Origin of the sequence: Catenibacillus scindens (assembly GCF_014202115.1) — a bacterium.
In the GTDB taxonomy this organism is placed as follows: domain Bacteria; phylum Bacillota; class Clostridia; order Lachnospirales; family Lachnospiraceae; genus Catenibacillus; species Catenibacillus scindens.
The window spans coordinates 273,801-294,581 of record NZ_JACHFW010000003.1 but is presented as its reverse complement, the minus strand read 5'-3'; the positions used below and the strand labels follow the sequence as shown (position 1 = coordinate 294,581).

Here is a 20,781-nt window from a genome sequence, read left to right as displayed (position 1 = left end):
AGACCCCTTGAAGACGACGAGGTAGATAGGGCAGAGGTGGAAGCATAGTAATATGTGGAGCTGACTGTTACTAATCGGTCGAGGGCTTGACCTGAGATCTTAGCGAAGGGAGAAGAACTTCTGCTGAGGTAATTTCAAAAGTTTGTGGGATTGATGGAAAGTATCTGAATGTGCAGTTTTGAAGGTACAACACCTTTATTCCTCCTTAGCTCAGTCGGTAGAGCATTCGGCTGTTAACCGAAGTGTCGCTGGTTCGAGCCCGGCAGGGGGAGTTTTTTGTACAAGGAAGGAAGAATCCGGCCTTAAAACACTGGCTCCATGGTCAAGCGGTTAAGACACCGCCCTTTCACGGCGGTAACAGGGGTTCAAATCCCCTTGGAGTCATTTAAAGTGAATATGGCGTAGTAGCCAAGTGGTAAGGCAAAGGTCTGCAACACCTTGATTCACCGGTTCAAATCCGGTCTGCGCCTTTCTTATGAAGTGCTTCAAACTCAGTGTTTATGTGGGTTTGAAGCACTTTTTGCATTTGGGAAAACTTGTACAAAGTTGTACAGCAGACTTAATGTAGAATATCCTGCATCTTTACACCATCATCCATATGAGTTACCGGACGTAAGTAATGCTGTGTCATTCGCAACGTTGAATGTCCCAGGAGTACCTGTATATGGGTATCCTCCATGCCACTTTGATGGCACATGGATGCAGATGTAAAACGGATTTTATGACTTGAACGATATTCAATTCCAATGGCTTTACAGTATTTTTTTAAACGCCGGTTAAATGTTTCTGTAATGAGTGTTCGTCCTTCATACATGAATAAATATTTACCATGGGGATTCAGGCATTTCATTTGCTGTAAAACCTTTACCCCTTCCTCATTGATGGTTTCAGAGCGAATACTAAAATACGGATTGCCCTTGGGCGTTCTTTCAACGGGATGTGATGCGTTAAATGTAAGGTCACTATTCATTGTCCGTTCTTCTACAAGCTGTCTGTCAATGTAGATCCGGTTAAGATCATCATTATCCCAACATAAGGCTTTAATTTCACCGATACGCAGAATACTGTAAAAAGCAAGCTGTATGGCAAGCGTATAGGCATCTTGCGGCAGGGAACGCAGGTAGCTAAGGAGTGCCTGGCGTTCTTGCAGAGAATAGGTTTTATTCCCTGAACGTGGGGGCTTAAATTTTAAATCCCTGTAAGGTAAATCCTGTAATGGATTTTTAGAAAGAAAACCTTCCAAAATACAGTATTTAAAAACCCCATTCAGGATACCCTTTCTACCTGAGAAATCCTTGTAAGTAATTTTACCATCCCCTGTCCAATCTTCAAACAAGTGCATTAAGACTTTGCTGTCAATCTGATGAACTGGCATGGAAGCTAATGGAGTATTGGCGTAGAATCTGCGCCATATGCCTACATCTTCTTCCAGCGTTTTGTTTGTTACCTTTTTAATTTCCTGTCGTCTTAATACCCATTGCTTGAACACATTTTCTAATGTCTGACCAAAATAGTAGCAGTAAAGCCGGTCAATTAAAGTATCACGGTCAGGGGCAATAAATTGGGGATTGTAAGACTTTACTCGTCCATCTTTGCAAGTATAAAAATCTTTTCTTTTTTTTTCTTTAAAATATATGTCGCATACAAGTTTTTCTTTCATTTTTTTAGTCATATCTATGTAATGCGCCATCTCTGATGAATCCAGTGTATCATCAGAAAGTATTTTTTGCAATCCCTCAATAGCCAAATAAGTTTTTTTCTGCTCCTTGGTCAGAATTATTTTTTTAACTATTTTTCTCCCCCTGAGTCAGAGGATATATTACGAATAAACTGTAAAAATGCCTCTGTCTGCCGGTTTCTCCCGGAACGTGAAACCGTTTTCCCGGCCAGGGTCTTTTCATCCTCTAAAGGAATATCCAGAGCCGCAAAAGCTCTCCGCATCCCGTTCAGATCGATCACATCTTTTATGACTTCCCCATCAGAAACCCGGACGATCCGGTACAGCTCACGATAACCGGGGTTTCTATTGGCCTTATATCCCTGCCAGAGATTTTCTGCCTTTAAACCATTCTCTGCAAGGATCCGCATAAGGCGATGATAACTATAAGGCTTCCAGTCATAGCATCTGTGAAGCCCGATGACACCTTCCAGGCGGATCTCATCCTGATCACCGCTATTTTCTGGCTTCCATCCATCTTTCGTATTCATTCTTCTACCTCCATGTCGCTCTCTGGATTTTCTTTTTCCTGTAAAAATGGGTTCATTTCTCCCGGTTGGATAACCCGAAAATCTTCGTCACGGCGCAAATATTTTTCTACGCTGTCATAGACCCGGATTCTGCCATCCTCCTGGTAGATCTGCACTTCATGGATCCGCCGCAGGAACGCTTTCCATGTTTCCGGGCTGTCCTGCTGGACTTCCGGGTATTGTTCTTCCAAGCTTATATTTGATGTTATGTAAACATACTCATAACACCCTATACGGTTTGAATACCTTGCCCCAAGTGTCACAGGATATATATCACAATAATTAAGCATATCCGATATTTTTAGACTGCTCCGAAACTCCTCAAAGACCATCACAAATTGGCACTCATATTGATCGAATGGATTTTTGTATTCAGTAACCCGATAGACATTTGAGTCCCCAAAAATGTCCAGGACACTTCTTGTTTTTCCCATTCCTGTAGCTCCGCTGATATAAGTTACTTTCAGGTTCAGGCGGCGGGTGTTTTTGTACTTTTCTACCAGGAGCGTGGTGCGAACTTTATCTATTTTGTCGATGTTTAATATATAGTCGTTGTTTATAGCAATAATCTCCGCATTGCTATATCCGGCTTTGACCAGTTCATAAAGTTCCTCCATGTCTTGTCTTTTTCCCTTCTGAATAGGAATGGTTCCCCATTCTTCAAAGGAGGCCTCTACAGAAGTCTCCGCTTTTTCGGTATCCTCCCATTTCCCCGCTTTCCTAATATAATCTATGTTGGACTGGACACTTCCATGGGCAGCTTCAATATGGGCTTCCGGGAAATGCTTCTTAACGGTGCTGAAACGGACACGGGATGTAAAACATACATAAATGTGGGTATGGTAAGTCCCTGTTTCTCCACCGATTTCATCAGCCATGCAGAAGTAGCGCACTGTGCTAAAGCCTGTAACAAGCACTTCCTTGATCCGGTGGTGATCCCATCCCTTTTCCTTGGGGTGGTTAATGGTGATTTGATAAGAGTGGCGTTGACCATTCAGCGCCTGTATATCTTTTTTCTTGTTTGTTGTATTAGTAGTATCAGATTTCTTCATGAGTATCGTCCTCCTTTAATTCATATTGAACCGATGCCGTGATCCTTTTGATTGATGCGTTTGGATATTTCTCATTGATCTGCCGGATCGCCTGTGTTACCGATGTCCAAAGTTCTTCTGGGAGATCTTCCAGAGAAATCTCCACCCCTTTCAGTTTCTTTATCCTTGTCCGGCGGGAAGTTTCCTTTTCCGCTTTTTTTCCCGCTGTCCGGGGCTTGGGTTGCCGATGGAGCTTCTGGATCTCTCTTACAGACATTTCAGGCCGGGCTTTCCCCCAAACCTCCTTCGGAAGATTACTCAGGGCAATGAGTTGGGAAATGCTGTACTTCTGATATTCCGGCTGAATATCCATACAATCGTTGGTCTGCGGGTCGCAAATGCCAAACATCCGACAGACCTTCACATAATTGAAAAAGGTTGTCCGTCCATAATGGAACCGCTCTTTTACAAAGGCTGAAAAAGATTTATAGCCTGCGTACCGGTACAGCTTATGGTTCTGGATGTAACTCAGGGCTTTTGCGATGGATAGCCGGTATTGTTCTGACTGCTTCCAGGCATAGTCAATGCCTTTACAGATCATTTCAAACTGTTCTATACCTGCTTCTACAGGAGCGCTCATTAAGGAAGGGAGCTGCTTTTCTATTTTTTTTATCTTCGGTGTTTTTTCCTCCATGGAATTTTTACTCCTTTCAAAATCATCGAAGATGCGGTATACTTTTCCTGTTCGGGGATGTATCCGCAAGGTTGTCGGGTAACTCTGGATGCTGCCGGGCTGCTGCAACAGCCCGGCGGCTGCCTTTACTATTTTGTCGGTGACCGTATCCTTATTGGGATGTCCTCCTTTCCCTGGGAACTTTGTGTTCCCTGTTCTTGCTACTAATTATAGGAAACTTGTTTCAGAGCTTCCATTGCCAATGGGTTAACATTTTTAGCTTTTTACTTAACAAAATCTTTTGGATCAATAACCCTCTGTTCGCTTTGTGCAGATAAGGCGAACAGTCTTTTCTTTGCCTTAAAGCCTTGATTTTCCTGGGTTTTTTTAATCTTGCTTCCTTGATTGTGCCTCGACAGGTAATACTCACCTGTCGAGGCACCCCGGATACTGGCCTCACAGCCCCGGGCCGCTGCCTATGGCAGCTTCCCGGGCCAGCGAATCCAGATCCGGCTCCCTGTCCAGATAGTAACGGATCTGCCTCAGCATTTCACCGCTGTTATTGATCTTTGGGACAATAATCTCCTCCACATCCCCCTGCCCGTCAATCAGGGCTAAACCTTCGCCGGGCTTATAGGCAGCTGTAGGGTTTTCCTCTAATGCTGCTGCGGCTGCAAACCCAAGCATCTTAAAGGCTTCGCTGGTGCAACGGCCCAGATTGATGATACATTGGAATTGCTCCCGGCTGCCGTTGGAAAACATAGCGGCGTCAGCCCTCTGTATAGTTAAGATCAATCCGCAGTTCAGGCCACGGCCCAAAGCTAAAATCTCACCGGTTTCTGCCATGAGCCGCTTTTTCTCTTTTGGCTCTTTCACTTCCATCCAGGTCAGCAGCCCCATCCATTCCTCAATAAACAAGGCATGGTATTGTGGAAGCCTGATCCGGTTCTGGCGCACAGCGCAGAAAAACTCATAATACCGGTGGATCATATCCACGGCGTCCTGCCCGGATGCATAATTACGGCTTCCCTCAAGCGCTTCATATTCTTCCCCGCCTTTGAAATCAGCGATCCATAAAAGCCCTTCATGTTTACGCAAGATCTGCCAGATATACCATAACCCTGTCAGACTTTTGCCTGAACCGCTTTTCCCGGCAAGCAGGATGTGCGTGTGTTTCTTTGGAAGGGTAGCCCGGGCAGGGATTTTAATGCCCAGGCCACTGTAAGCTTCTCTTTTATACCCGAGGATCATCTTTGTCCTCTGTTGGATCTTCTTCCAATGGCGGGATTTCCTCGGATAAGGCTTCGGGTTCCGCAGCTTCCTGTATTTTTTCCTGTTCCCGGATCATCTGGGTCACCTTTTCCAGATATTTTCTTCCTTCCTCAGATAAGGGGATGGCAAAAGTAAGACCTTGTGGGGATATGGACAGGATATACACCGGCGGCGTAAACCCCCGGACTTCCAGATAAAAACTCTGGACGATATGTATAGCTATGGCTTTTAACTGTTCTACCGGGAGATCCTTTAAATGTTCCAGGTAGCCAATGGCTTTCAATTTTATCCACAAAGCTCCTTTGGCATTGGGTTCATACTTCACCAATACAGGAAGTACATACAGATATTTCCCAAAGAGTTCAATGAGTCGGTGGACTTCTTCTATCGTCAGGATAATTTCCCCGTTGGCTTCCGTGCCGGGCCAGTCATTCCCGGTAGCCTCCTCATAAACCCACTTGGCAAGTACCGCCAGACCTTTACCCAGAAGCCGGAGGGCCTTACCGAAAACTTTGCCGAAATCCATTATCAGATCCTTTGTGTTTTTTCGCAATTCTGCATGGGTAACAAAAAAGTATAGGTATACCCCTAAAACAGCAATACATAAACTAAATAAGATTCCCATAAAAAAGTATTGATATCTCATCATACAATCAACTCCTATAAAGGTTTGGGAAGGCTCTGGGCCTTCCCGTTTTTATACGTCATCAGTTTCGACAAGATGGATACCTTTGGCTTTGATCGTATCAACGATGGAATCCGTCTGGCCATTGTAGTATGCCATAATGAGGGGCTGTTCAAACTCTACCCAGACTTTTTCCCCTCTCAAACGCAGTTCTTGGAGGCGTTCGTTCGTCATCAGTGGAATATCCCCCTCTACGTAAACGGATAAATGATCGAAGTTCATCGTTTCCACACAGTCATACTTGTAACCCACGACTTTGTCCGTGTATTTTCCGTCTTTATATTCCTTTTTTTCGGAAATTTTCTGTAAGATCATCGCCGGGTCATTAAGGATCTTATTCAGATCGAAATATTTACGGATGAGTATACTGTTAATACGCGGCATAGCAATCACCTCTTTTCATGTTGCGGAGTATGCGATATAATAACCTTGTTCATCAGGGTATCCGCATAATTATCGGGTATTTTGGGGATGCCGCCGGGCTGGGCCAACAGCCCGGCGGCTGTATCTATATGTATCATGTGGGGGAGCGTATCCTCAGCATAAAGTATCACCTTTCCTCGAATAATAATGGCAGGATTCTATGGGTCACAGTGGACATCCATGCATCCTGTGTTTCCATTTTTACTTGCATAAATTCAACTAGTAAAGTTACGACTTCCCGCTCATCGTCAATGTGATGGCAGCCATCTTCATCAACATATCCCAGGGTCTGTTTCTTAACAAAAACCGTCTCCGGTTCAAAGACCATCGGTTCCAGATATTTTTTTATGAAGCCATCTACAATATCTTGAATGCTGACAGGAAGATAGATTTTATTACAGTTCACATTTCGCATCAATTCGTCAAAATCTTCCTCATCACCAATACCTCCCTGAAAATCGATAATGAAATTTATGATAGAATCAGAAGCAGCCTTGAAACATTGAGCAATAAATTGCGTATTCATATTTATATCCTTTCCTTTCGCTTCGCTCAGGCACAAAACGTCATGAGAATGGTTTTGATCTTGAGCCTTTTTCGTATGTCTTATTGTCAATTTGGACTTAATTTACTATTTTCACTTTTACCTCCTTAAAAAATTTACACAAGCGCTTGCTGTAATATCTTTATATCAAAAAAAATGTTGCAGATGCTGCCACATTTTAAAATTTTATGGTTTTATTTTCAATAACTTGTTCTTTTTCTATATTTTTAATCTATATCTGTAATTTCGCATCATCTATATCCCTTCTATTAACGTTGTGTTTACTCAAAAAACACCGTGTTCCCCCATCTTTAGAGGCTACATCTGCACTTTGCGCCAAGGTAGGCCAAACTTTATTCAAAAACCACACCCTCATTTTAAAAACCTACTAAGAAAGTCTAAAAACCTTCTATAGCTATTGGCTAGCAGGAAATAGGAGGTATCATTATGGCGTATAAAGAGAATAAATACGACGAAGAACATTTAAGGATTGTAAATTCTGGAAAATTTTTTAAGAAACGTTGTAGCGAGAAAAAAATTAAATCTAAAATTTTGGAGGAACGATTCGGTGTTTCCCGTGACACTGTAAGACGTTGGAAGCAGGGTACATCCGGAATAGCTCCGAGCGTTGCCGAAAAACTTACAAAACTGTTAGATGCACCCCTTTGTGAAATTTTAGGTATTCCCCAGGATTGTTGCCAGAAGTGCGAGAATAATATTAAATTGTCCAAGGAAAATGAAAGATTAAAATGTGAGAACGAAGCGTTAAAGAAAGAAATCAGACAATTGAAAGATTAACAAACAAGTAAACATTATAAGCATTGTTCTTTAAAATGTAAATTCTGTTAGCCTCAAATGGCCTTGCTGTTTTAACAGCGAGGCCATTTCATCGATTTATAAAAAAGTCAAAATCAAAACGGATATTTACGATTGACTATGAATAATCAAAAGCCGTATAGTCTGATGTAAATATTCTTTTTCTTTTATGCCTAAAAGCATATACATCCGTATCAAATCGTTACATTCATCAAGCCTAGAAATGGATAATCCTTCCATAATAGCGAAGAACTCTGATAAACTAATTCCTAAACCATTACATATTTTCCCCAATGTATCTATGGAAGGGGAATTTCCTCTATTTATTAAATTTGAAAGTGTTGACTGGCTTATGCCGGATTTCTGTGCTAATTTGTACCAACTCATATTTTTTTCGTTTCGGAGCATTTCAATACACTCAACAACATTCATTATAGATCACCTAATAACACAAAATAAATAAGTACTATTTGCTCAATATACTGAGCCTTTTGTTGAAGATTTTAACATACATTATATATAATTGCAACTTATATTGAGCATAAAGGTGATTCTATGCAGAAATTGATAAATACGTTCGATTTTGGGGCAAATTTACGACGATTAAGAAGAAGATATGAACTTACCCAAGATCAGCTTGTTGCGCGTTTAAATTTGCAAGGGATTGATATATCAAGAAGTAAATATTCACGTTATGAAACCGGTGAGTTAAATGTACCGATAGATACAATAAGGACTTTACAGAAAATATATCAATGCCCGTACGAAGATTTTTTTGACGATGAAAAATAACTGTTTGATTGCTCATTATAATGAGCCATTCGTTTTAAAAAGTACTTTACACTAAACCTATGATAAAACGATAGGGATAGATATTTATGCAAAAACTAAGAAATACGACTACATTAGGGAATAATTTACGAACAATCAGAAAGAAATGCCGACTTACTCAAGAGCAAGTTGTAGCCCGTTTAAATTTATTAAATATTGAAATAACCAGATCATATTATTCACGCTATGAAACAGGGGAATTAAATATTCCTGTCGAAACCATTGTTGCATTGCGTTATGTTTTTCAATGTTCCTATGATGAATTGTTTCAAAATATTCGACCAGATATACAATAAAAATGAATATATAAAAAATAGAATATTTCTAAAGATTTTTAAATTAACTATATTGTATATCAATCACTATTTTTTGACACTCGTTTCTATGTTACCAAACTAATTCCCATTTCAGCTATAATGTCATGCATATTCTTCCCGGCATTAATTAAAATATTGAACTGCTAATATTTTATTTGTTGTTTAGCGTCACCCGGCTTTCTTCCGGATTATACGCCGATGCGTATTATGGAATATAATCTGTTATCGCTGATGCCTCCTGTACTTTGATTAATAAATGTTCATACGTTTGAACATTTTGCAAACAAAATCTTTTAGCTTATCAACCTTTAACATCCGTATCCGTTTCCCGCTTAATCCAGTCTTTTAATACATAATTAATGTATTGGCTAAAATTCCGGTCATCTTCATTGGCCATTTCTATAATCTTTTCCACAAGGTTGGAATCGAGAGTAATGCTCACCTTAACTTTTAATGGTTTGGGATTCATAAGATTATCCTTTTTTATCCCACAATATCATTCAGGGAGATATAACATTGAATAATAAGATAAAGTAGGATATAAGGAGACTAATAGAATAGTCATGTATTGAATAAATGCAGACAGCCACCTTTGGCGGCCATCAGGGCCATATTATCCGGCCAGACCGGGCCATCTCCGGCCATTAACCGTTATGCCGCGAAAGGCTCTTTACATGAGTAGCACATGATAGGCTCTCTGCCTTGGCAAATCCGCCTGTGGTGCTGGTTTGCCGGCTTTGCCAGAATATCATGTGTGATGGAGGCTCATGTCAAGAGTACCGTGGAATAATGGTTAATGGCCGGCCGGATAATATGACTCACACTGGCCGGATAATATGGCACAGTTGGCCGTTTAGGATGACAATCTGCAAATAAACAGATCCGGCTATTTATTCATTGCCATCTTATTTGTACGTTCCAAAAGATAATCCACAGAACAGTTAAAATAATCTGCAACTTTAATTAGGATATCCAGGGGAAAATCCCGAAGCCCTTTTTCATATCGGGAATAAACATCCCGATGAAGTCCTAATATTTCAGACATTGCCTTTATGGTAAGGTCATGGTCAAGACGTAAATTTTGTATCCGCTGCAATTTCAATATCATCCACCTCTTTTATTCCTCTCTATAGACAAAATAAAAGATAGAGGATATAATAATATGAAATAAGACTATTTGGCCGTATTTTTGTTATTTTATAGCGTATTTGCGTCTTATATTGAAACGCAAAAGAAAGTAAGCTATACTAGTTATAAATTATGCAAAGGGGGAGAATATGAAATGAAGTTGAAGAAATTGGCGATAACTTTAATTACCACATCATTAATTATGGGAATCAATGGAATACCAGCGATGGCCGCTGAAAATACAGTGATAAACGAAAATGTATCATTTGAGAATCTAAACGCTTCAAGTACTGCGGATGCGCTAAGACAGAAACAGTGGGTAGTTGATAAGGAGGCTGTGTACAAAACAGTACATCACGATGCAGAAGGTTATTACAAAGATGAAAAAGTAGTTGATAAAGAAGCTGTTTATGAAGATGTACTTGTAAGTCCAGAAGAGGGTCATTGGGAGCAGCAAAAGGTGATTGATAAAGAAGCTGTGTATGATACAGTACATCACGAGGCAGAAGGTTATTGGACGGAAAAAGAATGGGTAGAGACAAAGCCTGCTTGGGATGAGCCTATCTATGAAGAGCAGATTAGACAAATTTGTGTAGATTGCGGAATGGACCTGACAGAAATGTCTGCAGATGATAGAATAGAACATGCAGGAAACCACCTCCTTGCAGATCCAGATAATGCTTCCGGTCAGTGGCGTGACGAGGTTCATCAGGTTCAGACCGGAAGCATACACCATGATGCAGAAGGTTACTGGACAGAACCTGTATGGGTAGAAACCAAACCAGCTTGGGATGAAACAGTATTAGTATCCCCAGAAGAATCTCATATGGAAGACGTATGGGTAGTAGATAAAGAAGCCGTCTATGAGCAGCAGTTAGTAACCCCTGAGGTATCTCATATTGAGAAGGTCTGGGTAGAGACTAAACCAGCTTATGACGAAGAAGTTCTTGTATCCCCGGAGGAAGGCCATTATGAATATGTTTACATTGATTCGGTGGCTGAGTTTGTTAATCGTCTTTATACGAACCTGTTACAGCGTGAGGCTGATGATAGTGGCCTTGTATCATGGACGGAGGTTCTTAAGTCAGGTCGTGAGCAGGGGGTTAAGGTAGCTCAGGGGTTTGTTGAGAGTAATGAGTTTAAATCCAGAACCCTTTCCGACACAGAATATATTAAGATTCTTTATAGAACTTTCCTTGGTCGCGAAGCTGACACTAACGGACTTAACAGTTGGTTAGCTGTTCTGGACAGTGGTCTTTCCAGGATGCATGTATTTAAGGGTTTTGCTGAATCGGATGAGTTTACTAAGATCTGCCAGCAGTATGGTATTCAGAGGGGGAATGCGGTATTAACGGCTCCTATGGATCAGAACGAGGGTGTTACTAAGTTTGTAGCTAGGTGTTATGAGTTATGCCTTGGTCGCAAGGCTGATGCTGATGGTCTTAATGCTTGGTGCAATCAGATCTTGACAGGTGCTAATACTCCTAAACAGGCAGCTTATGGGTTTGTGTTCTCTAATGAGTTTAAAGCTAAGAACCTGTCTGATACTGAGTATGTTAAGGTTCTTTACAGGGTATTTATGGATAGAGAGGGCGATGCTGGCGGACTTAATGCTTGGGTAAATGTACTTAAGAGTGGTCAGAGTCGTGAACATGTATTTAATGGTTTTGCGGATTCCCCGGAATTTCAGGAAATCTGTGCCGGTTACGGATTATTAAATAGATAGATAAATCCTCGACAGTTTGTAAACACAGACTGCCGGGGATTTTTAATGAGGGCGTCTCACGAATTGATATATCAATAATTATTTTTTGATATACGCTTATATCTGAAATACGTTGCCTGGCTGATCTCCATTTCTGCCATGATCTCCCGGCACTTAACAGGTTATTAGACTGCTTGTATTTTATTTGCTGTTTGGCGTCTCCTGGTTTTTTTCCGGCTCCACAGGCATTATGGTGAAATGGTATTGGGGATTAAGAAACAACTGTCTTGAAATGATTCGGCGTGGTTTTAGTATGTATTTGTTTGGAATAAAAAAGTTGTACAAATCTTGTACAAAAAGATCAGAGATGGCGCAAACCTCCTTTCTATGCGGGTTTGAGAAGTGTCTAAAAGTTCAAATCCGGTCTGCGCCTTTCTTATGGAGTGCTTCAAATCCAGTATTTATGCGGGTTTGAAGCATTTTTGTTTTTAATAAAAATGTGACTTACTCCGAATATTAAAGCATTATTTTTTATAATGTCGGCTATTTTCGCATACTCCTGCGAATCTATTAAATGAGCGCTGCAAGGACAACTATGAGAATCCGTTATTGGGGAAGTTGAAGTTTAAGAAATAAAAAACGTATATACATCTGTATTGATATGCATTTGCGTAATTAAAGGAAAAAATGAAGAATACGTGAAACAGAACGGATGTAAAGCAGGTTATGTTTTGTGAAGAGGTTTTCTTATGTTAGAGAATCCCAGCATGTAATCTGCAGAAACATTATAGTATTTACAAAGAGCTATTAAGTATTCAATGGGAAGCGGCCTTTTTTCCAGTTCGTATTGGGAATAAGTTGTTTGAGCAACGCCCAGCATATCGGCAACTTGTTTCTGAGTTAAATCATTATCCTGTCTTAAAGATCTGATTCTATCTGCATAATTCAAATAAACTCACCTCGGATTTTAAAATGGTGGATAAACTGTCCTTAGTTTACAGTAAAGCTCAAATTGATATTGATTTTTAAGTCACAGTGACTTATGATAATTTTAAGTCATATTGAGTTAAATTTTTGTGAAAAAACTGGGAGTTTGACCGCAGTTGGCGGCCTCCAGATAAAAATAATGCTTAAAGCAGAAAGAGGGAATTGAAGATGAAGAAACTGAAAACGTATCTTTGCCTGTTCTTGTCTTTTGTCATGATTTTTGGCGGGACACAGACATGGGCAGCTTCGCCAAATGATCCAATAGGAGACAATATGGCAAAAATAAATTGGAGTGGTAATGACAACTATTGTCGTGTCACTGCTATTAACGGGAATCCGGTGAGTGGCCCTCAGGATTATAATAATAAGGAATTTCCAGTAGGCACCACCTTTACCCTTCAGGCAGATCCTTCCTATGAATCACAATATGGAGGTCAGGAACAGACACAGATGTTTTTTAAGTGGACTGCTCTTGTGGTGAATAGTGTCTATGAGGATCCGGTACAGGATTCTTCCAGTCTGGAAAACCAGTATGCAAGGGAGACAACGCTGACTATTACAAAAAATATGGCAGGAAAAAGTGTACTATTATCCGCCCAATATACTGCAGAGGATCTTTTGGGAAAGATTCCGATCAATGCGGAATGGATTTATGATTATACACCATGCAATATTGTCAGCTATACCGGCGATGTGGACGTATATGGAGAAAACGGCACTTATTTTAGTTCATCTGCAGGTGTGGGAAGCACACTGACTTTTAAGGTCACTGAGCCAACGGCCGGGGCTTCTTATCGTTGGTTCCTTTTTACGGCTGGCGGAGAAGGTTCCATTGGCAGTTTGGTTCAATACTTTCCGGGGGAGAATGGGGATACCTTTACTCTGGAAGTGACTCAGGAAATGATGGACAGTTATTCCGGGGTTTACCCATATAAAGTGTCTGCTGTTCAGTGGGACCATAATGATAGCTGTGAAGTTATGGTCGGCGGCGGAAAAATTATTTCTGCTGATGGTGTGCCTGTAAGTGAAGGGCAGGTAACATCTTTTGAAAATGAAGCCTATCTCAATAACATTGGTGGAAACTATGGAAGCTTTACACCGGGAACAGTCCTTGAAATTCAGGCGGATAATGCCACAAATGTCTGGGAACAGCTTTCTAATATTCCATCCGTTCCCCGTGCAGCTCTCTTTAGAAGCACAAACTTTGTCCCAGGCAAAGGAGAAATAACAACCGTATCGGATACAATGATCGAGTATGTTGTTCCAGATCAGGGTACAGTACTTATTTTACCAGGGGATGCAGATAATTTATTTACGTGGAGTTATGCTCTCTATGATATTGACAACGCTGGTTCGGAGGAGACAACACCAGACGCGCAGCAGCCGCCGGAAACTTCTCAGCCGGAAGTCCCCCAGGTAACGCCAGAGCGTGAGGTCCAGGTTAAAGCCTTTGCTCAGAGGCTTTATGAGAACATTCTTCAGCGGTCGGCTGACCAGACCGGATTGGACCAGTGGGCGGACGTCCTTTTAAGCGGCCAGGAAAGCGGCGCGAAGGTGGCCCAGGGCTTTGTGGATAGCGATGAATTTAAGGCCAGAAATTTAAGTGATGAAGAATATATCAAGATTCTTTACCGGGCATTCCTTGGCAGAGAGGCGGATACGGCGGGTCTGAGTGCATGGCTTGATGTGCTGGATAGCGGACTTTCAAGAATGCATGTGTTTAAAGGTTTTGCCGAATCTGACGAGTTTACGAATATTTGCAATAATTACGGCATTATCCGCGGCAATGCGGTGCTGACAGCGCCTATGGATCAAAACGAAGGGGTGACAAAATTTGTGGCCCGGTGCTACGAGCTGTGCCTTGGACGCAAGGCGGACACCAACGGCATTAACGCATGGTGCAATCAGATTCTCACAGGAGCCAACACGGCCAAACAGGCGGCCTACGGATTTGTATTTTCCAACGAGTTTAAGGCGAAAAATCTGTCCAACGAAGAATATGTAAAGACTTTATACCGCGTATTCATGGATAGGGAAGCGGATCCCGAAGGCTTGGGCGCGTGGATCGGCGTACTTGAATCAGGACAGAGCAGAGAGCATGTCTTTGACGGATTTGCGGATTCTCCGGAATTTAGGGAGATCTGTGCAGGGTATGGTATTCAGTAACAGCAGCATAGCTGTAGGGGTTATTCGGAAAGTGAAATTGATAGACTAAAAATAATCTCCGGAAGAGTTATAATCAAAGTATATGATATGAGCTGCCCGACAAATGGGCAAATTCAACATCTGACGGCGGCAGTATTTCTGGTAAAATAAACAAGCCTCATACTTCTTCACCTCTGAAGTATGAGGCTTGTTTGGCGCTGTGGCCTTACTCAATCGTTAGCCCCTGGTATGGCTGATCCATAGGTATAGTTATTCCCCCGTCCGGCAATGTGATGCTGGTCAGATTGCCATCTTCCATGACGCAGAAATAAATATTAAGAGTGGATGGATCGCCGCCAAGATCCCGGTCCACATAATTTTCCTGGAGTGTTTTGGTAATACTGTCAAGAATCATCTGAGTCAGAGTAATGTTATCGTATGCAAAAAAGTCCTGATGCTGCTGGACCGGGGGTCCGGTGAAAATCGAACAATCTTTTGTAAAGCAGACTGTCATCCCACCCTTTCCGTCGGTCACAGAATCGGCCAGGGACAGATCCCATCCAGTAAGATCAGATATAGCATGAATAAGGTTGTCGGGCGTTTTTTCTGCTGTAAAAGGATATTCGCTGAAACTTTCTCCGCTGCCGATATATAAAGTTCCGGTCGTTTGAGCCGCCTCTGACGATATGGATTCCTGAGATTGAGGAGATGTTGACTCAGATTCCTGAATCTGAGGCGAACTGGAACCTGCCCCCTCAACAGGTTCAGATTCACTGGCTGTTTCACTAACTGGTGGAGTCTCGGCAGTATCTGAGGATGACGTGGGCGAACTCTCCGTTTGTGCGTCTGTAGAAATAGTTGTTTCTGGCGGGGCGGAATTATTTTCGGATGGAGCCTGTCCGGAAGAACAGGCAGATAAAAGAAGAGTTGTGCCAAGAAACAATGCAAACAGTGTTTTATTTTTGAACATAAATATTGCTCCTTTCCCAATGGCCGCCCTTATTTAAAGTGAGACGGCAGAGTATGTGATTTTTGGTGGACTGGGGATGGAGAAAAAGCGTTTCTTCATCTTCATCTGAGTATAGCACAAATTTTTTTATATGGAAGACAATGGAACAATATGTAAGAAAAACGTCATAGGTTTTGAATAATTTTTATTTTGATCCTTTTAAGTCCCTTTAAGCTTTTGCGTTTACTATAGTCAATGTAAGAATGTTATATCAGCTTATTATACAGGAATTTATGAGGAGAAAGCAATGGATGAACACAGAAGATACAGGGAACGCAGAATAGAAGCTCAGAAGCGCGCAAGAGCGGCCAGAAAGCGGAGGCGGATAAAGATTGCCGCCGCTTGCGGGGCCGCGCTGTGCGCAGCCATAGGTATTGGTGTTTATGCAGGGAATAGCCTGTCCGGCCAAAAGGATATGGCAGTAGACACCATGGCGTCTGAGTCCACAGAATCGGCGGCAGAAGGTATGTCTGACAGCAGTTCGGATATACTGTCGGAAAGCGGAAACATGGAAATTTTCACAGATGGAAGTATTGCTGAAGGGGCAGCTTCGGTTAGCTCTGAGAGTGACGGACAGGATGGCAGCGAGGTGGAAACGTCAGAGGCTCTTTTGGAACTTGAGCAGGAAATTGAAGAAATTTTAGCCGAGATTGACGGCGTATGGAGTGTTTATGTGAAGGATCTTGGCACAGACGATATATTATCCATGAATAATCAGCGGACAGTCGGATAATGAATCTTATAACGAGCTGGTGCGTCTGGAAAGCGCTGACCAGAGTTTCAGCGATGGATGCCATATTCTTAATGACTATCTGGAAACTGCCGGATATACAGATACCCGAATATATCATACATTAAGTCCATCGGCTACGGAATCGGAATCTATTTCAGATATTCAGAATCACACTTCGGTGGAGGACTGTGGAGCAATTCTGGAAAAGATTTATGAAGGCACCTGTATTTCCCAGGAAGCTTCGGAGGAAATGCTGGAATTGCTTTTAGGGCAGCAAACCGTGACCAAAATACCGGCGGGGCTGCCGGAAGGTGTTGAAGTGGCTAATAAAACCGGTGAGACAGAGGAATCACAGCATGATGCGGCGATTATTTTTGGTGAGGAGACAGACTATATTTTATGTGTCATGTCCGCAGAATGGTCCGTCAGCTCGCAGGCGGTGGAAACAATTCAGACGATTTCTCAGGCAGTATATGAGTATTTGAATATGTAAAAAACATTCTGTCACTGAAGCATCAATCCATAGGAAATAATATAATATAGCCTTTCTTTGGCGGTCATATCTTCATAGGGCACAAGGGAGGCTATTTTTTTCAGCCGGTTGATCAGCGTATTCCGATGGACGAAGAGCTGCGCGGCTGTGGACGTAGTGTTGCGCTCACATTGGAGATAGATAAAAAGTGTATGGGCAAGCTCAGTCTCATGTTTTTTGTCGTAGCGGATGAGCCTCTTCAGCCATGGGGAACACAAAACCTGGGCAGATTCTCCCTGCCTGATCAGGTAATGGATATGATCCATAAAAAAGTCTTCATAAATATACAGGCCGGGATCGGAAAAATGGCAGACGCCCAGCTCAATGGCGCGAAGGGCCTGTTTATAATAGTCGGACAGATCGAAAATCGAGTCAAAGATATTGCTTATTCCGCAGAACAGCCCCTGAGTTTCGCAAAAGCGCCTGAGTTTGCCATAGTCGGCGGGACCCAGCCATTGATCCTCTTTGTTTGAGAGGATACCTATGATCTGTCCCTGATACAGCAATGTTTTTAATGAGGGAAACAGGGATTCCATCTCATTTCTCACCCGGTGGATATTAATGGTGTGGAAACTACGGGCAGTTTCGATGACAATGCAGTATAAAGTTCGGGAGAACTCCCGGCTGACATAGGCAAAGCGGCTTTGGAGCGCCGTGGAAGCGCTGACTTTTTTGTCAAGGAGGTCGCTTAAAAAAAATTCATAGGGAAAGCCGGAGGTGTTTTTATTAAATTCAGACTGTTGGAATTTCTCATATATAAAGTTTCTCAAAATGACCAGGTAATCATAGTCTATAGATTCGATGGGTTTGTAAAAGTCGCTGATGACAAGGTGGCCCACATCTCTGTCTGTGTCAAAACATAAGATCAGCCGCTGGCGGCCAAGTTTCTCATCGGTAGCCAGAACCGGGAGAGAACTTTTTTTGACCTGCTCATGGAGAGGCTTTCGCTCATAGAGATAGTGGTTGACAAAGTCAAAATCATAATCAGTAAACCCGCCCTCGTCAATAATCTGGCGGCTGTGAGCGTCGAGGCTTTCAAAATAGGGCGCTGCCGCTATGAGCTTAAAGGCTGCGTCAAATACAAAAACAGGGTTTTTGATGACAGACAGAGAAAGCTCGGTCAATTCCTGGATGGAGGCCCCGCCAAAAAAAGCCTCGGACAGCGTGCCTGTAAAGGCGGACAAAAGCTGGTCATAATCAAAAGCCTGGATCAGATCCCGGACAAGGGTATCCGGATCGGAAGCTCCGGCTGAATAAAAAAAGTGATTCTGCATTTTGCCGGCAAGATCTTCCAATTCATTCTGGGTCAGATCAGTGGCAGTGAGAAAGAAGATCCTGTTTTTGGGAACATCATCTTTGCAGGCGCGCAGCAGAGGTTTTTTCAGAATATAAAGCACCTGGGGCTGCCTGGCCTCAGACAGTGTTTCAATAGATGAAACAGAGGCAATGACAGGCGGCATTGACTTTGGAAAATGACAAACTTCCTTTTTCTCGAACCATTCTTTTAACTTCTTCATATTTAATGTCTTTCCCCCTATTCTTCACGTATAAAATCTGTAAATACCTGATGTTATTGTAACACACCCGGGCGCTGTGGCTATGTGCGATTTTGTCGAATTTGGGCAAAAGAAATGTGCGCCGGTGACCAGGACATGGTTCTTTAAATATGTTAAAATAATAACAATTTTAAAAAAGGATCAATAAAACCCCTGATCCTGGAAGGAGGAAAAAGGTATGGCCCGTGTTGACGAGATTGTGATCAGTAATGGGTGTATTGGCTGCGGCAGATGCGTGAAGTCCTGCTTTACTGACGTTTTGCGCATGAATCCGGAAACGAAAAGACCGGAGGCGAAGTATTTGGAGGAGTGTGAGTGGTGTCTCATCTGCGAGGAGCAATGTCCGGTAAACGCCATTTATGTAAAACCCCACATTCCTGTAAAAATCCCACATTCATTTTAGTTATTGGAGAAAGGCAGTTGGACTATGGAAAAATTAGAAAATATCGGGAAAATTATAACGACAGATGTCCTTGTGATCGGCGGAGGAATTGGCGGGCTTGTGGCCGCTTTAAGGGCACGGGAACAGGGCGTGGACGTGCTTATTGCAGATAAGGCCAACGTAGGTTTTGCAGGTATGCCTTCCCGGGCGGGCAACGGCGTGCTGACGCTGAAAAAGGATTCAGATATTGATGAATATGTGGAATACCTTGTTAAAAACCTTGGCGTCTATCTGACCGATCAGGAAGCTCAGACACAGCTTGCCAGCGTCAACTACGAGGCCCATCACAAAGTGATGGACTGGGGGGGTAAAGATCACCACCGATGAAAACGGAGAGATCGGCTATTTCCCCAATCCCTGCGGCCCCTGGTATAATTCAGGGATTGAGTTAAACTGTACAGAGACACTGAGAAAGACCGCGGAGAAAAACGGCATAAAGATTCAGAATAATGTCCAGATTACCTCTCTCATAAAAGACGGGGATAAAGTGTGCGGCGCCGTGGGCTACAGCATTATGGACGGCACATTTTACATATTCCGGGCAAAGGCGGTCATCTCTTCCTGCGCAGCCTGCGGCTTCCGGACGGTCCGCATGTTTAACGGCCGGGGCGAGGGCGTAAAGCTGGCATGGGACGCCGGCGCCCAGATGCGCAACGCCGAGTACGGCAATTTTGTGGAAATCATCAGCGATGTTCTTGGGGAATCCATTTATGGAACCCAGACTATTGTGTACAATCAGAAAGGTGAAAATGTCTGGGATAAATATGTGAAATGGCCGGCGCCGGATGTATGTATCGAAATGATTCTTGGCATGGAAAAAGAATACCGGGAGGGCAACGGCCCGCTGTATATTGACTTCTCAAAAATGCCTGAGGAGTGGAAGGTCATTGGACAGAGCGGCGGCGAGCTTATGGGAATGACCCGGTTTTTCCCGGATAAGTTAAAATGGATGGCCCGCAGCGGCGCCAGGGAACATGAATATGTGGATCTTGGGGAAAAACCTACGGTGAAGACCGGCCTTCACGGAAATGCCGGGCCTGTTCGGGTAGATCTGGATTTTAAGACAACGGTGGACGGACTTTATGTTGTAGGCGTGGACTGCTGTAATGGTTCCGGCGCCTTTGGGGCGATCCCTCAGCCTGGTGGACAGAGAGGAAGCGGCCTGACCTTTGGCATTACCACCGGTTATATCGGGGGCGCCAAAGCGGCGGAATATGCAAAAAATAAAGGGCGCCTGGGAGAACCTGACGCGGCGGACGTCCTGGAAAAGAAGAAAGACGCTTTTGCCTGCTTGAATCAGCCCTCAGGCATTTCGGCCTACGACCTGATTGAGCGGATACAGGAAGCGATCTGTCCCTTTGACGTATGTATCCGCAGAAGTGAAGCGTCTCTGACCAGGGCCATTGAAAAAATCGAGGCTGTTAAGGCCGACCTTCCCAAAATGAAAGCCGGTGACTACCATGAGCTTATGGTGTGCAACGAGACAAAAGCTATGGCCCTTGTGGCGGAACTGATGCTCAGGAGCGCTCTGGTGCGGAAAGAATCCAGAGGTTTTCATTACCGGGAGGATTATCCGGAAATTGATAATAAAAACTGGCTTAAATGGACCATTGCGGACAATGTGGACGGAAAGGTTGTTATTTCAACAGAAGATATACCTATGGAACGCTATAAGTTTAAGCCTCAGGAAATGGAGGGCTGACAG

At 42.9% G+C, this 20,781-nt stretch carries 24 protein-coding genes, 3 tRNA genes and 1 rRNA gene; 14 read left to right on the top strand and 14 right to left on the bottom strand.

Translation table 11 applies throughout. The annotated features are described in order from the left end of the window. The 4 genes from HNP82_RS06325 to HNP82_RS06310 form a co-directional block, all read left to right on the top strand. A 23S ribosomal RNA gene (locus HNP82_RS06325) occupies positions 1-94 on the top strand; the annotation flags it as partial. A gap of 105 nt (positions 95-199) precedes the next feature. Continuing rightward, positions 200-272 (top strand) — tRNA-Asn (locus HNP82_RS06320). Between the two features lie 40 nt (positions 273-312). Continuing rightward, positions 313-384: transfer RNA gene (locus tag HNP82_RS06315), tRNA-Glu, on the top strand. 14 nt (positions 385-398) lie between these two features. After that, positions 399-470 (top strand) — tRNA-Cys (locus tag HNP82_RS06310). Between the two features lie 89 nt (positions 471-559). Here the strand turns inward: HNP82_RS06310 and HNP82_RS06305 are convergent. The 8 genes from HNP82_RS06305 to HNP82_RS06270 form a co-directional block, all read right to left on the bottom strand. Further along, positions 560-1,747, bottom strand: coding sequence for a site-specific integrase (locus tag HNP82_RS06305; protein WP_183772607.1), 1,188 nt, complete (start codon positions 1,745-1,747; stop codon positions 560-562). Between the two features lie 41 nt (positions 1,748-1,788). After that, entirely contained in the window at positions 1,789-2,208 is a 420-nt protein-coding gene (locus HNP82_RS06300) for a hypothetical protein (RefSeq protein ID WP_183772605.1), read from the bottom strand. Further along, complete coding sequence (locus HNP82_RS06295) at positions 2,205-3,299, bottom strand: hypothetical protein (protein WP_183772603.1); 1,095 nt, start codon at positions 3,297-3,299, stop codon at positions 2,205-2,207. The genes HNP82_RS06300 and HNP82_RS06295 overlap by 4 nt, the downstream gene beginning before the upstream one ends. Beyond that, positions 3,286-3,972 (bottom strand): hypothetical protein, encoded by a 687-nt coding sequence (locus HNP82_RS06290; protein WP_183772601.1) that lies wholly within the window; start codon positions 3,970-3,972, stop codon positions 3,286-3,288. Before HNP82_RS06290 ends, HNP82_RS06295 begins: the two co-directional genes overlap by 14 nt. A gap of 435 nt (positions 3,973-4,407) precedes the next feature. Beyond that, positions 4,408-5,202 carry a hypothetical protein gene (locus HNP82_RS06285; protein WP_183772599.1) on the bottom strand — a complete coding sequence of 265 codons (795 nt, stop codon included), beginning with the start codon at positions 5,200-5,202 and terminating at the stop codon, positions 4,408-4,410. Next, positions 5,186-5,749, bottom strand: coding sequence for a hypothetical protein (locus HNP82_RS06280; protein ID WP_207720569.1), 564 nt, complete (start codon positions 5,747-5,749; stop codon positions 5,186-5,188). Before HNP82_RS06280 ends, HNP82_RS06285 begins: the two co-directional genes overlap by 17 nt. Before the next feature lie 171 nt (positions 5,750-5,920). Continuing rightward, positions 5,921-6,292, bottom strand: a complete 372-nt coding sequence (locus tag HNP82_RS06275) for a hypothetical protein (protein ID WP_183772595.1) — start codon at positions 6,290-6,292, stop codon at positions 5,921-5,923. Between the two features lie 166 nt (positions 6,293-6,458). Beyond that, positions 6,459-6,857, bottom strand: a complete 399-nt coding sequence (locus HNP82_RS06270; RefSeq protein WP_183772593.1) for a hypothetical protein — start codon at positions 6,855-6,857, stop codon at positions 6,459-6,461. Between the two features lie 465 nt (positions 6,858-7,322). Between HNP82_RS06270 and HNP82_RS06265 the strand changes: the two genes are divergently transcribed. Continuing rightward, a complete protein-coding gene (locus tag HNP82_RS06265) occupies positions 7,323-7,673 on the top strand; it encodes a helix-turn-helix domain-containing protein (RefSeq protein WP_183772591.1) in 351 nt (116 codons plus the stop codon). A 126-nt stretch (positions 7,674-7,799) separates the two neighbouring features. On the opposite strand, the gene HNP82_RS06260 is transcribed toward HNP82_RS06265, so the two are convergent. After that, complete coding sequence (locus HNP82_RS06260) at positions 7,800-8,123, bottom strand: helix-turn-helix domain-containing protein (protein WP_183772589.1); 324 nt, start codon at positions 8,121-8,123, stop codon at positions 7,800-7,802. A gap of 123 nt (positions 8,124-8,246) precedes the next feature. On the opposite strand from HNP82_RS06260, the gene HNP82_RS06255 reads away from it, so the two are divergent. Continuing rightward, positions 8,247-8,483, top strand: coding sequence for a helix-turn-helix transcriptional regulator (locus tag HNP82_RS06255; RefSeq protein ID WP_183772587.1), 237 nt, complete (start codon positions 8,247-8,249; stop codon positions 8,481-8,483). A gap of 86 nt (positions 8,484-8,569) precedes the next feature. Beyond that, positions 8,570-8,818 (top strand): helix-turn-helix domain-containing protein, encoded by a 249-nt coding sequence (locus HNP82_RS06250; RefSeq protein ID WP_183772585.1) that lies wholly within the window; start codon positions 8,570-8,572, stop codon positions 8,816-8,818. Between the two features lie 322 nt (positions 8,819-9,140). Here HNP82_RS06250 and HNP82_RS06245 read toward each other — a convergent pair whose 3' ends face one another. After that, positions 9,141-9,308, bottom strand: a complete 168-nt coding sequence (locus HNP82_RS06245; RefSeq protein ID WP_183772583.1) for a toxin-antitoxin system protein — start codon at positions 9,306-9,308, stop codon at positions 9,141-9,143. Positions 9,309-9,725: 417 nt separating this feature from the next. Continuing rightward, positions 9,726-9,947 carry a helix-turn-helix domain-containing protein gene (locus HNP82_RS06240; protein WP_330599464.1) on the bottom strand — a complete coding sequence of 74 codons (222 nt, stop codon included), beginning with the start codon at positions 9,945-9,947 and terminating at the stop codon, positions 9,726-9,728. Between the two features lie 174 nt (positions 9,948-10,121). Between HNP82_RS06240 and HNP82_RS06235 the strand changes: the two genes are divergently transcribed. After that, positions 10,122-11,693 (top strand): DUF4214 domain-containing protein, encoded by a 1,572-nt coding sequence (locus HNP82_RS06235; RefSeq protein ID WP_183772581.1) that lies wholly within the window; start codon positions 10,122-10,124, stop codon positions 11,691-11,693. 703 nt (positions 11,694-12,396) lie between these two features. Here the strand turns inward: HNP82_RS06235 and HNP82_RS06230 are convergent. Beyond that, the gene (locus tag HNP82_RS06230; protein ID WP_183772579.1) at positions 12,397-12,621 is read right to left on the bottom strand and encodes a helix-turn-helix domain-containing protein; all 225 of its coding nucleotides are present in this window, start codon (positions 12,619-12,621) and stop codon (positions 12,397-12,399) included. A gap of 311 nt (positions 12,622-12,932) precedes the next feature. Here HNP82_RS06230 and HNP82_RS06225 point away from each other — a divergent pair, with 311 nt between their 5' ends. Further along, complete coding sequence (locus tag HNP82_RS06225; protein ID WP_183772577.1) at positions 12,933-14,825, top strand: DUF4214 domain-containing protein; 1,893 nt, start codon at positions 12,933-12,935, stop codon at positions 14,823-14,825. A gap of 205 nt (positions 14,826-15,030) precedes the next feature. Here HNP82_RS06225 and HNP82_RS06220 read toward each other — a convergent pair whose 3' ends face one another. Then, a complete protein-coding gene (locus HNP82_RS06220) occupies positions 15,031-15,774 on the bottom strand; it encodes a hypothetical protein (protein ID WP_183772575.1) in 744 nt (247 codons plus the stop codon). A gap of 286 nt (positions 15,775-16,060) precedes the next feature. Here HNP82_RS06220 and HNP82_RS06215 point away from each other — a divergent pair, with 286 nt between their 5' ends. Together HNP82_RS06215 and HNP82_RS06210 are read left to right on the top strand one after the other, a co-directional pair. Further along, positions 16,061-16,546, top strand: coding sequence for a hypothetical protein (locus tag HNP82_RS06215; protein WP_183772573.1), 486 nt, complete (start codon positions 16,061-16,063; stop codon positions 16,544-16,546). 19 nt (positions 16,547-16,565) lie between these two features. Beyond that, a complete protein-coding gene (locus HNP82_RS06210; RefSeq protein ID WP_183772571.1) occupies positions 16,566-17,039 on the top strand; it encodes a serine hydrolase in 474 nt (157 codons plus the stop codon). A gap of 11 nt (positions 17,040-17,050) precedes the next feature. Here the strand turns inward: HNP82_RS06210 and HNP82_RS06205 are convergent, their stop codons facing one another. Next, positions 17,051-18,595 (bottom strand): PucR family transcriptional regulator, encoded by a 1,545-nt coding sequence (locus HNP82_RS06205; protein WP_183772569.1) that lies wholly within the window; start codon positions 18,593-18,595, stop codon positions 17,051-17,053. Between the two features lie 217 nt (positions 18,596-18,812). Between HNP82_RS06205 and HNP82_RS06200 the strand changes: the two genes are divergently transcribed. From HNP82_RS06200 to HNP82_RS18190, 3 genes are read left to right on the top strand one after another with little or no spacing between them, the layout of a single operon-like run. Further along, the gene (locus HNP82_RS06200; RefSeq protein WP_183772567.1) at positions 18,813-19,037 is read left to right on the top strand and encodes a 4Fe-4S dicluster domain-containing protein; all 225 of its coding nucleotides are present in this window, start codon (positions 18,813-18,815) and stop codon (positions 19,035-19,037) included. Between the two features lie 24 nt (positions 19,038-19,061). After that, positions 19,062-19,403 (top strand): FAD-dependent oxidoreductase, encoded by a 342-nt coding sequence (locus HNP82_RS18195; protein ID WP_183772565.1) that lies wholly within the window; start codon positions 19,062-19,064, stop codon positions 19,401-19,403. Then, entirely contained in the window at positions 19,390-20,778 is a 1,389-nt protein-coding gene (locus tag HNP82_RS18190) for an FAD-binding protein (RefSeq protein ID WP_330599471.1), read from the top strand. The genes HNP82_RS18195 and HNP82_RS18190 overlap by 14 nt, the downstream gene beginning before the upstream one ends. The last annotated feature ends 3 nt before the right edge of the window (positions 20,779-20,781 follow it).